We start from the raw sequence: 14,529 nt of genomic DNA, 5'->3' as shown, positions 1-14,529 counted from the left end.
TTGTAAGCGCTGAGGTCGACAGCACTTTGCAAGACTCGTGCTAGAGCGTTGCGCGGCGGTGACCGCGACGGCCGGAAGCGTGGATGCTACCACTGCATTCGCTCGTTGGGCGCGGGGCAATCGCGCCAGATTCGATGATCGAATCGACGCCGGAATCAGACCGAACGGTCAAACCCTGCAAGCCCGCGTCCGCCGAATAGCAAATGGCACGGAAAGCGAACTCAGCGTAGCCCAGTCTGGTGCACGCGCCAGTGGTCGCTGACTCGCACTGGTGCGGCGGTCGCGGCAAGGGAGCGGCCTGACCGGCGCACGGCGTCGGACGCCACGCACCAGCGCCGTGCCGCGGTCAGAAATCGCGGCGATAGAACACGTCGAGCGAACTGGCCAGGCCGCTGGCCGCTTCGAGAAAGATACGTCGGGTCAGCTGATAACGCAGGGCAATGGTGTTGGTCGGTTCGAACACGCCCACGCCATAGCGCAACGCCAGACGTTCGGTAAGCCGTCCAGTGGCGACCACACTGGTGCCGGCGCCCGTTCCCTCTGTGTCGAGCTGGAAGTCCTGGATGCCGAGCCGCTGCGCGAGTCCGCCGGTGATCGATGAACTGCCAGCCAGGCCGAGCCCGAGCGCGGCCTGGGCCAGCAGATTGTTATCGCCGGAATCGGCGCCCAATGGCCGACCCAGGACGAGATAGGCCAACGCCTGTTCCTGACTCATGGCCGGTTCGGAGAACACATCGATACGCGGTTGCTCGGCGCTGCCGGTGATGCGCAGGCCGGCAACGACGTTCTCCGCCTCGATCCGGCGGATCGCCTCGATATTGAGGAACGGCTGGCTGATCAGGCCGGTGAACAGCAGCTCGGCCCGGCGGATGGTCAGCCGCTGGCCATAGGCGCGATAGCGGCCGTTCTTCAGCTGCAGCTCGCCACGGGCATCCAGGTTGTCGCCGATATGCAGGTAACCGGCAAGGTCGGCGGTCAGGCCGAAGCCGGAGAAGCGCAGGCGGTCCTGGCCGACCTCCACATCGATATCCATCTTCACCGCCAGTGGCGTGGCCTCCTCCTCGGCTTCCCGGCCGACGATCACGGTGTCCTCTGAGACCTTCACCGTCGCCGGAGGCAGTTCACGCACGGTGATCGCGCCCCGTGGCACCTCGACCCGACCGCTGACCGCCAGCTGCTGGCCACTCAGCACGATGCGCAGATCCGGCTCGACCTCGAGATCCGCGTAGGGCTCGACCACCACCGGCAGGCGGTCGCCCTTGATGGCCAGGTCCAGGTCCAGCTCGTCCTGCCAATCCAGCGTACCGCTGAGGCTGCCGCGCCCCTGCTCGCCGGCACGCCAGCCGCCATCGATGTTCAGGCGCTCGCCCTCGATCAGCAGGCGTACCCGCAGGTCCTCGAAGGTGGTAGGCAGTTCGCTGCCGGCGATTTCGCCGCCGGTCAACAGCAATTGGCCGTTCAGGGTGGGTTGCTGCAGGCTGCCGGCGAGCTGGCCACTGCCATTCAACTCGCCGCGCAGGCGCTCCACCATAGGCACGAAGGGTCGTGCCACTGCGATATCGAGACCGCTGAGGCGGAACTCGCCGTCGATCGGCTTGGCTTCGGGACGCGGGTCGATACGCAGCTGTACGTCCAGGTCGCCCAATTCGCCACCGGCAAAGCGCAGCTCGCTGTCGACCCGTTCAGGCCGCAGGCGGCTATTGAGCGCCAGGGTCTGGTAGGGAAAGTCGTGCCACTGATCCGCATCGCGGATGCGCAACACGCCGGGGCCGGCGTCGACTTGCACCTGCCCGTTGGGCCCTGCCGCTGGCAGATCCAGTTCGATGTCCGCGTTCAGCTCACCCTGCCAGGCGAAATCCTCGGGCAGGTAGTCGGCCAGGGATTGCAGGGCGAAGTCGCGCAGCCGATAGCGGATCCGCGGATCAGGCATCAGCCGCTGATCTTCGGCGCAAAGGCTGGCGGGACCGGAAAGCCAGCAGTGCGCGCCGAGATCGAGGCGGCCATCGGCCAGGCGCTGCAACGACGCCGGGCGTTGTAGCGCCCAGTTCTGTTGCTGCGCGCTGAGCTCGCCGCGGGTGAGCCGGCCGATCCAGTCATCGCCGCGCAGACCACCGTCGAAGGCCAGCAACAGGTCGAGCAGTGGCCCCTGCAGTTCCAGCTCGGCCTGGTGCTGCGCGGCGGTGCCCTGGCCGTTCAGCTGCAGGGTTCCCAGGTCGGTTTCGCCGGCGCGGATGCGCTCCGCACTCAAGGTCAGGCGGCCACGCTCGCCTTCGGACAACTCGCCCTGGACGCTCAGCCGCCGCGCCCGGTTGTCCTGATAGCCAAGGTTGCGACCGTCGAGTGCGACGGTGCCACTCGGTGCATCAGCGGTTCCGCCGAGCCTGATCTCGCCGGCGAGCTGGCCGTGCAGATCAGGCCAGAGCTGCGCCAACCGGCTCAGTTCCAGCTGCAGTTGCCCGTCCAGCGTCTGCGCCCAGCGGCCGCTGCCATGCACACGGTTGTCTCCCATGCGCAGATCGATGCTGGGCAGGTTCCAGCTTTCGCCCTGTCCGTCGGCCTGTAATTGCAGGCTGGTGGCCTGCCCACGCAGCCGGCCAGCGATGTCCAGCTGGGCCTCGGCCTGCAGAAGTTCGTCGCGCAGCGCGCCGCTGGAGCGCAACGTGCCACCGAGCCTGCCCGGCAGCTCCGCCAGCCAGTAGGCGGGATCGAGATCGCTCAGCGCCAGGTCGGCCCTCCAGTCGATGCCGTCCGCGAAACCGACGCTCAGCGAACCGCTGGCGCTGCCCTGCCCGGCCCGCAGCGCCAGCTGCGGTAGATGCACGGCTTCGAGATTGCCGCTGACCGGACTCGCCAGCGTGAAATCCCCGGCCGGTCCGGTGATAGACGAGTCGAAGTTGCCGAGGTAGTTACCGTTGTCGTACTGGACCTGCGCGTTGAGTTCGCGCAGCGTCACAGGCGGCTCCTCGAGCTCGGGGTAGAGCCGGCGCCAGGGAAAGTCGCGCCACGCCAGTTCGGCGTTGGCGGCCAGGCCGTCCTGCCAGGCGACGTCGCCGCTCAGGCGCACCCGGCGCTGTTGGCCGGCATCCAGTTCGAGCACGGAGATCTGCGCGCCGCTCGGATTGACCACGCCTTCGAGCGCCAGGCGCACGGCGCCACCCTCGCCCGGCAGGCGACCAGTACCGAGCAGGCGGTAGCCGTCTCCCATGTTGCCGCTGGCAGTGAGCTCCAGCTCATGCACACGCAGGGTTTCGGGCAGATCGGGCACTGCCTTGAAGCCGTCGGCGGTGAGCCTGATGGTCGCCGGCAGCTGCTCGTCCAGCGCACGGACATGACCGCTTAGCATGCCGTCGAGGTAACCCTGACTTTCGACCTCGAGCCGCACCTGCTCCCGCAGATCACCCTCGATGGCAATCTGCAGGGCCCACGGCTGCTCGTCCGGCGAGCGCAGTGCGGCCTGCCCTTGCAGCTGCAGCGGCCATGCACCACTGGGCTGCAGACGGCCGTCGAGCACCAGGTCGAGGTCGTCCCGGCGCAGCTCCAGACGGTGGATGTCCAACCCGTCCGCGCGCCAGTCGGCCTGCACGTGCAGACGACGCAGCTGTTCGCTTTCGTTGAGCGTCAGCCGACCGATCTCGATACGCTCGACCTGCAGCGCCAACGGCAGCTTCAGCTCCGGCAGGCTGAACGGCTCGGCGTTCGGGTCAGGCTCGGATGGGGCGAAACTGAGTTCGATATCCCCGGTAACCAGCTCTTCGATGCACAGAGTGCGTTTGAGCAGGCACGCCGGTGACCAGGCCAGACGCGGTTGTTGCACCTCGACGCGATCCTCGCCCTGCGTCCAGACCAGGCGCTCGGCTTGCCAGCGCTGCCCGAGCCGGCCTTCGAACGCTTCCACGTTGAGCCCAGGCACTTGCGCCAACAGCCAACGACTACCGCTCGTGGTGCCCAGCAGCGTGCCGAGGCCGATCATAACCAGCAGCAGCAAGGCCAGCAGCGTCAAGCCAACGCCCCACAACAGCCGCCTCACAGTTCCGGCCCCATTGAGAAGTGCAGCCGCACGCCGCCCTCGCTATCCAGCGGGTGGGCCAGGTCGACGCGAATCGGCCCGACCGGCGAGACCCAGCGCACGCCGACACCGACTGCGCTCTTCAGCGTCGGGATCTCCAGCGAATTGAATGCGTTGCCCTGATCGACGAAGGTCGCGATCCGCCATTTCTCGGCGATGGAATACTGATACTCGGCGCTGACAGCGAACTGATAGCGACCGCCGATCTTGTCGCCGTCGGAGTTGGTTGGCGACAGGCTCTGATAGTCGTAGCCGCGCACGCTCTGGTCGCCACCGGCGAAATAGCGCAGCGATGGCGGCACGTTGACGTATTCATCCGTCCAGTTGCCGCCCAGTTGCACCCGACCGAGGAAACGATGGCGCTGCCCCAGGGTGGTCAGCCCGCGCAGCAGCACATTGGCGTGGATCAGGTCGGCATCGGAAAACACGCCGTCCTTGGCCGCCGCCACTTCGAACTGCAGGCGGTAGCCCTGGCTGGGATCGATGCGGTTGTCGCTGCGCAGGTAGCTGTAGGCGACGCCGGGCATCAGCAGCGTGCTCAGCCCTGAATCGTCGCCGAGGCGGTATTCCTCGTGCTGCCATTTCAGCGAGAGCACCCGTAACCAGCCACTGGGCAGGCGGCTGTGCCATTCCGGGCCGACCTTGAGCAGACGGTTCAGCGTGTCAGTGCCGGCAATTTCCTCGTACTGATAACCACCGACGAAGCGCAGCTTGTCGGTCAGCGGCGGATCGAGCGGAATGTCGTACCAGAGCCCGACGTTCTGCCGCGGTGCGGAGAGTTCGGTTTCCGCGCCATAGCTGTGCCCTTGCGGGTTGACCCAGTGGCGCGTCCAGTTCAGGCGGATGCGCGGCCCGACGTCGGTGGAATAGCCAAGGCCGAGGCCGAAGGTGCGCGGCTTGCGGGTGGTCAGGGCAACGGCGACGGGAATGCGCTGCTCACTAGCGCTGGCGGGGTTGGCATCGACCCGCACGCCCTCGAAATAGCCGCTGGACTGCAGCGCTTGGCTGAGTTCGGCGATCAGCTCGGAGTCATAGGGCGTATCGGCCTTGAACGGCACCATGCGCGAGAGCAGGTCGTCATCGAATGGCGCATCGCCCTCGAAGCGCACGTCGCCGAGGCGATAGCGCGGCCCGCTGTCGAATACCAGCTCGACATCGGCGGTGTTCTCCCGGGGGTCGACCGCCAGGCGCTGGCGGGTGAAGCGCCCGTCGAAATAGCCGTAGCGCGAGGCCTGGTTGAGGAACTGCTGCTTCACGTCCTCGTAGCGACCATGATTGAGTACGTCACCCTGACGCAGGCTGCGCTGGGCGACGCGAAAGCCCGAAAACTCGGCCGCCGGCCCTTCCAGGCGCACGGTGATGTTGCGCAAGCGCACCGGTTCGCCGGTCCGCACTCGCAGCACCAGGGTCGGTTCCTCGCCCTCGCGCACATCGGTGCGGATGCGGCTGCGGTAATAGCCAAGCGCCTGCAGCGCTTTCTCAGCCTGACGCTGCGCCACCCGGCTGTAGCGCAGCAGCTCGCGCGCATCCCGATCGCCCAGGTCGCCGATGTAGTTTTCGATATTCTCCCGCAACGCGCGGTTTTCCGGCTCGACCCGTACGTCCAGCTCGGCCGCGCCGGCCTGAACGCCGCTCAACATCAGGATCGCGATTGCGGCTACCAGCAGGCCGACTCGGTTCGTTTTACGCATGGCGCGCAATGCTAGCACGGGCTGTCTGGCATGCCCGAGCACGCGGGCCAGAGGGTGTGTAAGGCGATCTTGCGGGGGGACGGGCATCGGCTGACATCGCGAGACTTCAGTCCAATCAGACTGACCCGGCCGGATAAAATTCGCCCACACCTAGCGTGCCGCTTCCATCCGCCGGGGCGCCGGATGGAAGAAGACGTGTTCGACGACCGGCCCTACTGCCACCTGGCCGATTTCTTCGTAGCCTTGCCGTTGATAGAAGTTCAGGTAGCGCGGGTTGCCGGTGTCGATGACCAGGCCCTGGGAGGTTTCGTCCTCGGCGCACCACTCATGCACTGCTTCCAGCAACTGCTCGCCATAATGCTGGCCCTGGAACTGCGGGTGCACGCCAAGCAACGGCAGCAGGTGCACGGCACCGCTGGGCAGGCAGGCGAGCACCGCGGCGTGGTAATCCAGGTAGCGCCGCGTGCAGCGAAAACCGGCAGTCAGCAGCATCCGTGCCCGCCAGGCCCAGCTCTCGGTGATGTCCAGCCGACGCTGCGGCGGCGCGATCAGCGCAACGGCGATCAGCCGGTCGTTCAGCAACAGCCCCAGCGCCGGTTGCTGTTGCAGGAAATGCTGGTTCACCAGTTCACGCACCGTGGCGCGGACCCGCTGCTGATAGCCCGGGCGGTCGGCCTCGAAGAGATAGGCAAAGGTCGGTTCGTGGCGGTAAGCGTGATACAGCAGCGAACGGGTTTCGCGGTCGTAACCACTGTCGAGCGTGCGAACCTCGGCGGACATCGGCATGACGACTCTCGGCTTTTCATGATGGATGATTGCAACTTAGCAGCGCTTCGCGCGGCCCGCCATGTCGACGGATGACCAGCGGTGCGCGGCGCGACAATCGCCATGACGGTGCCTTTGTACCCGTCACGTGGTGTCTCTAGAATCAGCCCTTCAAGTCCATCAGTTACAGTGCGCGCCGTTGATACGCGGCGCCGACAGCGTCCTCTTCCATGGAACTCTCATGAAAATTGTTTCGTTCAACATCAACGGCTTACGAGCCAGACCTCACCAGCTTTCTGCGATCATCGAGAAGCATCAGCCGGACGTCATCGGCCTGCAGGAAACCAAGGTGGCCGACGAGCAGTTCCCGCAGGCGGAGATCGAGGCCCTCGGCTATCACGTCCACTATCACGGACAGAAAGGTCACTACGGGGTCGCCCTGCTCTCGCGCCAGGCGCCGCTGGAAGTTCACAAGGGCTTTCCCAGCGACGGCGAGGAGTCGCAGAAGCGTTTCATCTGGGGCCGTTTCGCCGATGCAAACGGCCAACCGGTCACCGTCATGAACGGCTACTTCCCCCAGGGCGAAAGCCGCGCCCATCCGGTGAAGTTCCCCGCCAAGACCAAGTTCTATGCCGATCTGCAGGCCCTGCTCGAACAGCGTTTCAGTCCGGACGAATCGCTGGCGCTGATGGGTGACTTCAATATCTCGCCGCAGGATTGCGACATCGGCATCGGCGAGGTGAATGCCAAGCGCTGGCTGCGCACCGGCAAGTGCAGCTTCCTGCCGGAGGAGCGCGAGTGGCTGGAGCGGATCAAAGGCTGGGGCCTGCAGGACAGCTTCCGCACCCTCAATCCGGAGGTGGTCGATCGCTTCAGCTGGTTCGATTATCGCAGCCGTGGCTTCGAGGACGAGCCGCGTCGCGGCCTGCGCATCGACTACATCCTCACCACCCATGCGCTACATGAACGGGTGACCGATTGCGGCGTGGACTACGATATCCGCGCGATGGAGAAGCCGTCCGACCACTGTCCGGTCTGGATCGAGCTGCGTTGAACGCCATCGATACCACGCCGGGCGCGCCGTCTGTCATCTTTCGGTAACCGGATCGTCTTAATCTCGCGGCCTTCAACAAGGAGGTCGCACGATGGCGCCATGTTTCGCTGCTGGACGGTTCTGGATTCGGCTTTTCTCTCCTCTGCTGCTGGCGGTGGCAGCCAGCAGCTCGACCGGCGCCCTCGCCGCACTGCCGATCCCGGCAGACGGGTCCGCGGTACTGCGCATCCACGGCTCCAACACCGTTGGCGCCAAGCTGGCCCCCATGCTCATCGCCGGGCTGTTCGAGGCCGAGGGCTTTCAGGACATCAGCATTCGGCCGACCGAGGTCGAGAACGAGCAGCGGGTCAGCGCTCGCACGCCTCAGGGCAAAGCGGTCATCGCCACGGTGGCCGCGCATGGCACCGGTACCGGCTTCGCTGGGCTTAAGAATGGTCAGGGTAATCTCGCAGCAGCGTCCAGGCCGATCAAAACCAGCGAGCGCGCCGAGCTGGCCGAGCTGGGGGACATGCGCAGCGCCAAGGCGGAACAGGTGATTGCCATCGATGGCCTGGCCATCGTCGTGCATCCGGGCAACCCCGTCGATTCATTGACCACCGCGCAACTGGCCCGGCTGTTCGCCGGCGAAATCCGCAACTGGCGCGAGCTCGGCGGACAGGACCTGCCGGTGCGGCTGCACGCGCGCGATGACCGTTCCGGTACCTACGACACCTTCAACGAGCTGGTATTGGCGCGTCAGGGCAAGTCGCTCTGGAGCGACGCGCGTCGCTATGAATCCAACGACGAGCTGTCCCGCGCGGTCACCCTGGATGCAGGCGCCATCGGCTTCACCGGCCTGGCCTCGCTGGGCAAGGCCAAGGCGCTGGCCATCGCCGATGGCGACTCGCAACCGATGCTGCCCTCCCGCGCCCTGGTCGCGACCGAAGACTACCCGTTGTCGCGCCGGCTGTTCCTCTATGCCCATCCGCGCAAACAGTCGCCCTGGACCGAGGCCTACATCGAGTTCATCCATAGCAAGGCCGGCCAGACCATCGTCGAGCGATCCGGCTACGTCGCCCAGCATGTCGAGGCGATTCGGCAAACCGCACTTGCCGACATGCCCGCCTTTTATCAACAGCTTGCGAGCGAAGCCCAGCGCCTGACGGTCAACTTCCGCTTCGAGGAAGGCAGCGCCCAGCTGGATAACAAGGCGCAGCGTGACCTCGAGCGGGTCGTCGAGTACCTGCGCGATAACGGCAAACTCACCGACAGCGCGGCCTTGGTGGGCTTCGGCGATGCGACGGGCGATCCGGCACGCGCGGCATTGCTGTCCAAGCTGCGCGCCATGACGGTGCGCCGCGAACTCAACAAACGAGGAGTGTTTCTCAAGGAAATCAATGGGATGGGTTCCGAACTTCCAGTTGCCTCCAACGATGCGGGAAGCGGCCGGGTGAAGAACCGCCGGGTGGAAGTCTGGGTGTACTAGCAGTGCAAGATCGTATCGGCGGCCGGCCACCGGCGTACTGTCTCGGTGCCGGCGCCGCGTTTAAGCTCGGCGGATTTCCAGCAGCAGGAATCCTTCATGTACCTCGTCTGTGGTGAAGCGCTTTTCGATGTGTTCACGGGCCCAGGCGCCAGCGGCAATCGCCTGAATCTGGAAGCGGTGGCCGGTGGTTCGCCGTATAACGTGGCGATCGGCCTGGCGCGACTGGGTGTCAAGGCGGCGCTGCTCGGCGGATTGTCCAACGATCACTTTGGCCAGCGCCTGCTCGGTCTGCTGCAGAAGGAAGGCGTCGATACCGGCCAGCTGGTGATCTTCGATGCACCGACCACGCTGGCGATGGTTGCGCTGGGCAACGATGGCGCGCCGGTCTACAGCTTTCGCGGTGACGGCTGTGCCGACCGTCTGCTGCAGCCCGAGCAGTTGCGGCCGCTGCCCGACAGCGTCCGCGGCATCCACTTCGGTTCCTACTCGCTGGTGGCCTCGCCCATCGCCGAGACGCTGCTGGAACTGCTGCGCCGTGAACAGGCACAACGCCTGATTTCCCTCGACCCGAACGTGCGGCTCAACGTCGAGCCTGATCTTGCCCGCTGGCGCGAGCGGGTCGAGGCCTTCGCCGGGCAGGCCCATCTGATCAAGGTCAGTGACGAGGATCTGCGCCTGCTTTACCCGGGCGTCGAACCACATGGCATTGCCGAACGCTGGCTGGGCAACCGCGCCGAGCTGGTGGTGATCACCCGGGGTGGCGATGGCGCTCAGCTGTTCAGCCGGCAGCACGGCCAGCTCGCTATCGCTGCGCAACCAGTGACGGTGTGCGACAGCGTAGGTGCTGGCGACACGTTCCAGGCCGCCCTGCTGGCCTACCTGACCGAACAACGGCTGGACTCGCCAGCGGGGCTCGCACAGATGTCGCCGGCACAGCTGCAGGCCATGCTCGAATTCGCCAGCAAGGCGGCAGCCATCACCTGTTCCAGACGTGGTCCGGAGCTGCCTTACCGATACGAAATTGCCTGAGCGATTTTGCCATCGTCGCCAGAGCGGCTATAACGCTTCGATGTCTTTCTCGACAACGGACCCTGCATGAGAGCGTTGAAGATCTCCGACCCGTCCTACGAACTCATGGACGATCACCACGGCAACTCACTGATCTACCGCGAGCACGGTTTCCCCTGCCCTCTGGTGCGCTGGCACAACCACAAGGAGTACGAGCTGCATCTGATCGTCGCCAGCTCGGGCAAGGTTTTCGTCGGCGACTACGTGGGCAATTTCGGGCCGAACAGCCTGTTTCTCACCGGTCCGCATCTGCCGCACAACTGGATCAGCCAGGTCGAGGAAGGCGAAGTCGTGGCCAAGCGCGACATGCTGGTCAACTTCACCGACGAAATGCTGGAGGCCGGCCACAGCGTGTTCTCCGAGCTGCGCAGTTTCACGCCGATGCTCGAACGCTCGCGTTACGGCATCGAATTTCGTTGCCCCAGCACAATCGACCAGGCCGGCGAGCTGATGCAGCGGATCGCCGACAGCCGCGGCGCCACCCGCCTCGGCTACTTCCTGATCATGCTCGAGCTGCTGGCGCGGTGCGACGACTACCAGCTGCTCTCCGGCGCCACCTCGGCACAGCTGAGCGACGAACACCATGCCGACCGCACCAACATGGCGGTCAACTACATCTTCGAGCACTACATGCGTGAACTGCCGCTGGAAGAAGTCGCCAGCCATCTCGGGATGAAACCCACCTACTTCTCGCGCTTCTTCAAGCGCGCCACCGGCCGCTGCTATGTCGAGTTCGTCAACAGCCTGCGCATCAGCAAGTCCTGCGAGCTGTTGCTCGATCAGGACAAGCCGGTTACCGACGTCTGCTTCGAGTCGGGCTTCAACAACCTGTCCAATTTCAATCGCCGCTTTCAGCAGCTCAAGGGCATGACGCCGTCCTGCTATCGCCGCCTGGTCGAACAACGGCTGACCGAACAGAACCTGGCCGGCTGATACGCTTCCGGCCAGCCGAATTCGACGCCATCTTCCCCGCCCGTTGCTCCGCACACGTCTCTAAGGTCATGGAAAAGCCTTGTTCTTGAGCCTCTTGGAGGCGTCTGGGTGGCGGCACCGTGGGCGGTCGACCTCAGTCCAAGGAGTGCAAAAACGTATCGGTAGAAGTGCAGTCACGGCTTTGTCGCGCTGCCACTTCGGGCGCTGTAATGCCCACGAGACGCTCGTAGCGCAGTACGCGGGCAACAACAAAAACAATAGCTGCTTCAGGTTCCGGCCTGGAGGGGAGTCCACGAATGAAAGCATTCCACTTGCTGCTCGGCACCGCCTGCATCGCCTCGCTCGGCATGGCCCAGGCCGCCGAAACCCTCACCGTCGCCACCGTCAACAACGCGGACATGATCCGCATGCAGCGCCTCTCCAAGACCTTCGAACGACAGCACCCCGACATCAAGCTCAACTGGGTGGTGCTGGAGGAAAACGTCCTGCGTCAGCGCCTGACCACCGACATCGCCACGAACGGTGGGCAGTTCGACGTGCTGACCATCGGCATGTACGAGGCCTCGCTGTGGGGCGACAAGGGTTGGCTCGCTCCGATGACCGACCTCCCTGACGACTACGACCTGGACGACGTATTCCCCTCGGTTCGCGAAGGCCTTTCGGTCGATGGCACCCTCTACGCGCTGCCCTTCTATGCCGAAAGCTCGATGACCTACTACCGCACCGACCTGTTCGAACAGGCCGGCCTGCAGATGCCCGAACACCCCACCTGGACCCAGATGGCCGAGTTCGCCGAGAAGCTGCACAAGCCTGGCGAGGACCAGTACGGCATCTGCCTGCGCGGCAAGGCCGGCTGGGGCGAGAACATGGCGCTGGTCACCACCGTCGCCAACGCCTTCGGCGCGCGCTGGTTCGACGAGAAGTGGCAACCCGAATTCGACGGCCCCGAATGGACCAAGGCGGCCAGGTTCTATGTCGACCTGCTCAGCCAATACGGCCCGCCCGGTGCCTCCAGCAATGGCTTCAACGAAAACCTGGCGCTGTTCAACAGCGGCAAATGCGCCATGTGGGTCGATGCTACCGTTGCCGGCTCCTTCGTGACCGATGAATCGCAGAGCAAGGTCGCCGACAAGGTCGGTTTCACCTTCGCACCGCAGGAGACCACCGACAAGGGCTCGGCCTGGCTGTACTCCTGGGCACTGGCGATCCCGACCAGCTCCCAGCAGAAGGACGCCGCCAAGACCTTCACCGCCTGGGCGACTTCCAAGGACTACGCCAAGCTCGTCGCCGAGACCGATGGCGTCGCCAACGTGCCGCCGGGCACGCGCGAGTCCACCTACAACGAGCAATACATGGCGGCCGCGCCGTTCGCGGAGATCACCCTGGAGTCACTCAAGCAGGCCGATCCCGCCTCACCATCGGCCAAGCCGGTGCCCTACGTCGGTATCCAGCTGGTCACCATCCCTGAGTTCCAGGCCATCGGTACCCAGGTCGGCAAGATGTTCTCCGCCGCGCTGACCGGGCAAATGCCGGTCGAGCAGATGCTTACCGCGGTGCAGCAGTCGACCACCCGCGAAATGAAACGCGCCGGTTATCCCAAGTAGACCAGGCGCACGTCCCGTGAAGGCGTAAACCCGCGAGGGCTCCGCGAGCCCTCATCGGCCCCTCTTCAGCCGGAGCATCATCATGGCGACCACCACGACTGCCTTGCCCAAGGCCCCTGCGAGCAACGCATCACCACAACCTGCCGAGCGCCGCCGGCCGCGGTTGGCCCCGAGCTGGTTCCTGGTCAGCCCTTCGGTCGCGCTGTTGCTGCTGTGGATGCTGATACCACTGGCGATGACCCTGTACTTCTCGCTCGTGCGCTACAACCTGCTCTATCCGGGCGAAAAGGAATTCGTCGGGCTGGAAAACTTCCACTACTTCCTGACCGATGCCGGCTTCATCCCGGGCATGACCAACACCCTGATCCTGGTCGGCAGCGTGCTGCTGATCAGCGTGGTACTCGGCGTGCTCATCTCCGCATTGCTGGAGGCGGCGGACTTCGCGGGGCGCGGGATCGTCCGCGTGCTGCTGATATCGCCGTTCTTCATCATGCCGACCGTGAGCGCCCTGGTCTGGAAGAACCTCATCTATCACCCGGTCTCGGGCATTCTCGCGGCGGTGTGGAAGTTCTTCGGCGCACAGCCGGTGGACTGGCTCGCACAGCATCCGCTGGCGTCCATCGTGATCATCGTGGCCTGGCAGTGGCTGCCCTTCGCGATGCTGATCCTGATGACAGCCATGCAGTCCCTCGATCAGGAACAGAAGGAAGCCGCCCGCCTCGATGGTGCCGGCCCCATCGCGATCTTCTGGCACCTGACCTTACCCCACCTGGCCCGGCCCATTGCCGTGGTGGTGATGATCGAGACCATCTTCCTGCTTTCGGTATTCGCTGAGATCTTCACCACCACCAGCGGTGGTCCCGGCTACGCATCCACCAACCTCGCGTACCTGATCTACAACCAGGCGCTGCTGCAGTTCGATGTCGGCATGGCCTCGGCCGGCGGCCTGATCGCGGTGGTGATCGCCAACATCGCGGCGATCATTCTGGTGCGGATGCTCGGCAAGAATCTCACCGAGAAATATTGAGGACAGACCGATGCTGACGCTCAAACAAAGTCGCCGCCTCAACACCCTGGTGGTCGGGCTGTTCGCCTGGGCCGTGGCGCTGCTGCTGTTCTTCCCGATCTTCTGGATGCTGCTGACCAGCCTGAAGACCGAGATCGACGCCTTCGCCACGCCGCCGCAGTTCATCTTCACGCCGACGCTGGAAAACTACCTGCACATCCAGGACCGCAGCGGCTACTTCAAGTACGCCTGGAACTCGGTGACCATTTCCTTCGGCGCGACCGCGCTGGGCATGCTGATCGCCATTCCCGCCGCGTATTCGATGGCCTTCTACGAGACCAAGCGCACCAAGGGCACGCTGCTCTGGATGCTCTCGACCAAGATGCTGCCGCCGGTGGGCGTGCTGGTGCCGATCTACCTCTTGGCCAAGCAGTTCGGCCTGCTCGACAGCCGCGCGGTGCTGATCATCATCTACACGCTGATCAACCTGCCGATCCTCGTGTGGATGATCTACACCTACTTCAAGGACATCCCCCGCGACATCCTCGAAGCGGCCCGCATGGACGGTGCCACGCTGCTGCAGGAGATGCTTCGCGTGCTCCTGCCGATCAGCAAGGGCGGGCTCGCCTCGACCATGTTGCTGTCGCTGATCCTGTGCTGGAACGAAGCCTTCTGGTCGCTGAACCTGACCTCGTCCAACGCCGCGCCGCTGACCGCGCTGATCGCCTCCTACTCCAGCCCCGAAGGCCTGTTCTGGGCCAAGCTCTCGGCCGTCTCCACCCTCGCCTGCGCCCCCATCCTGATCTTCGGCTGGATCAGCCAGAAGCAGCTGGTGCGCGGCCTGTCGTTCGGCGCCGTGAAATGAGCGCCGCCTGAC

General features: G+C 64.9%; 10 protein-coding genes. 7 read left to right on the top strand and 3 right to left on the bottom strand.

The window, feature by feature from the left end; translation table 11 throughout:
• Positions 1 to 346 precede the first annotated feature (346 nt).
• The 3 genes from VF716_RS04655 to VF716_RS04645 form a co-directional block, all read right to left on the bottom strand.
• Entirely contained in the window at positions 347 to 4,027 is a 3,681-nt protein-coding gene (locus VF716_RS04655) for a translocation/assembly module TamB domain-containing protein (protein ID WP_440552018.1), read from the bottom strand.
• On the bottom strand, positions 4,024 to 5,706 hold the full coding sequence (locus VF716_RS04650; protein WP_440552367.1) for an autotransporter assembly complex protein TamA: 1,683 nt from the start codon (positions 5,704 to 5,706) through the stop codon (positions 4,024 to 4,026). The genes VF716_RS04655 and VF716_RS04650 overlap by 4 nt, the downstream gene beginning before the upstream one ends.
• A 201-nt stretch (positions 5,707 to 5,907) precedes the next feature.
• Entirely contained in the window at positions 5,908 to 6,543 is a 636-nt protein-coding gene (locus VF716_RS04645) for a GNAT family N-acetyltransferase (protein WP_011913315.1), read from the bottom strand.
• Positions 6,544 to 6,763: 220 nt separating this feature from the next.
• Between VF716_RS04645 and xthA the strand changes: the two genes are divergently transcribed.
• From xthA to VF716_RS04610, 7 genes are all read left to right on the top strand, one after another.
• A complete protein-coding gene (gene xthA / locus VF716_RS04640) occupies positions 6,764 to 7,576 on the top strand; it encodes an exodeoxyribonuclease III (RefSeq protein ID WP_013982852.1) in 813 nt (270 codons plus the stop codon).
• 91 nt (positions 7,577 to 7,667) lie between these two features.
• Positions 7,668 to 9,041 (top strand): phosphate ABC transporter substrate-binding/OmpA family protein, encoded by a 1,374-nt coding sequence (locus tag VF716_RS04635; RefSeq protein ID WP_440552014.1) that lies wholly within the window; start codon positions 7,668 to 7,670, stop codon positions 9,039 to 9,041.
• Positions 9,042 to 9,137: 96 nt separating this feature from the next.
• Positions 9,138 to 10,070 carry a carbohydrate kinase family protein gene (locus tag VF716_RS04630; RefSeq protein WP_125882150.1) on the top strand — a complete coding sequence of 311 codons (933 nt, stop codon included), beginning with the start codon at positions 9,138 to 9,140 and terminating at the stop codon, positions 10,068 to 10,070.
• A 66-nt stretch (positions 10,071 to 10,136) separates the two neighbouring features.
• Positions 10,137 to 11,042: an AraC family transcriptional regulator gene (locus VF716_RS04625; RefSeq protein ID WP_011913319.1), complete on the top strand. Its 906-nt coding sequence runs from the start codon at positions 10,137 to 10,139 to the stop codon at positions 11,040 to 11,042.
• 296 nt (positions 11,043 to 11,338) lie between these two features.
• Positions 11,339 to 12,646 carry an ABC transporter substrate-binding protein gene (locus VF716_RS04620; protein WP_014596749.1) on the top strand — a complete coding sequence of 436 codons (1,308 nt, stop codon included), beginning with the start codon at positions 11,339 to 11,341 and terminating at the stop codon, positions 12,644 to 12,646.
• Positions 12,647 to 12,728: 82 nt separating this feature from the next.
• Positions 12,729 to 13,673, top strand: coding sequence for a carbohydrate ABC transporter permease (locus VF716_RS04615; protein WP_234492891.1), 945 nt, complete (start codon positions 12,729 to 12,731; stop codon positions 13,671 to 13,673).
• Between the two features lie 10 nt (positions 13,674 to 13,683).
• Positions 13,684 to 14,517, top strand: coding sequence for a carbohydrate ABC transporter permease (locus tag VF716_RS04610; RefSeq protein ID WP_011913322.1), 834 nt, complete (start codon positions 13,684 to 13,686; stop codon positions 14,515 to 14,517).
• The last annotated feature ends 12 nt before the right edge of the window (positions 14,518 to 14,529 follow it).

This window comes from Stutzerimonas sp. Brlt_14 (genome assembly GCF_051948915.1).
Taxonomy (GTDB): Bacteria; Pseudomonadota; Gammaproteobacteria; order Pseudomonadales; family Pseudomonadaceae; genus Stutzerimonas; species Stutzerimonas stutzeri.
The sequence above is the reverse complement of the archived record's forward strand: the minus strand, read 5'-3'. Positions and strand labels throughout refer to the sequence as shown.

Coding starts and splice junctions, on each gene's coding strand:
- xthA (WP_013982852.1), top strand. CDS start 6,764: ATGAAAATTGTTTCGTTCAACATCAACGGCTTACGAGCCAGACCTCAC.
- VF716_RS04630 (WP_125882150.1), top strand. CDS start 9,138: ATGTACCTCGTCTGTGGTGAAGCGCTTTTCGATGTGTTCACGGGCCCA.
- VF716_RS04620 (WP_014596749.1), top strand. CDS start 11,339: ATGAAAGCATTCCACTTGCTGCTCGGCACCGCCTGCATCGCCTCGCTC.
- VF716_RS04625 (WP_011913319.1), top strand. CDS start 10,137: ATGAGAGCGTTGAAGATCTCCGACCCGTCCTACGAACTCATGGACGAT.
- VF716_RS04635 (WP_440552014.1), top strand. CDS start 7,668: ATGGCGCCATGTTTCGCTGCTGGACGGTTCTGGATTCGGCTTTTCTCT.
- VF716_RS04610 (WP_011913322.1), top strand. CDS start 13,684: ATGCTGACGCTCAAACAAAGTCGCCGCCTCAACACCCTGGTGGTCGGG.
- VF716_RS04650 (WP_440552367.1), bottom strand. CDS start 5,706: ATGTTGAGCGGCGTTCAGGCCGGCGCGGCCGAGCTGGACGTACGGGTC.
- VF716_RS04645 (WP_011913315.1), bottom strand. CDS start 6,543: ATGCCGATGTCCGCCGAGGTTCGCACGCTCGACAGTGGTTACGACCGC.
- VF716_RS04615 (WP_234492891.1), top strand. CDS start 12,729: ATGGCGACCACCACGACTGCCTTGCCCAAGGCCCCTGCGAGCAACGCA.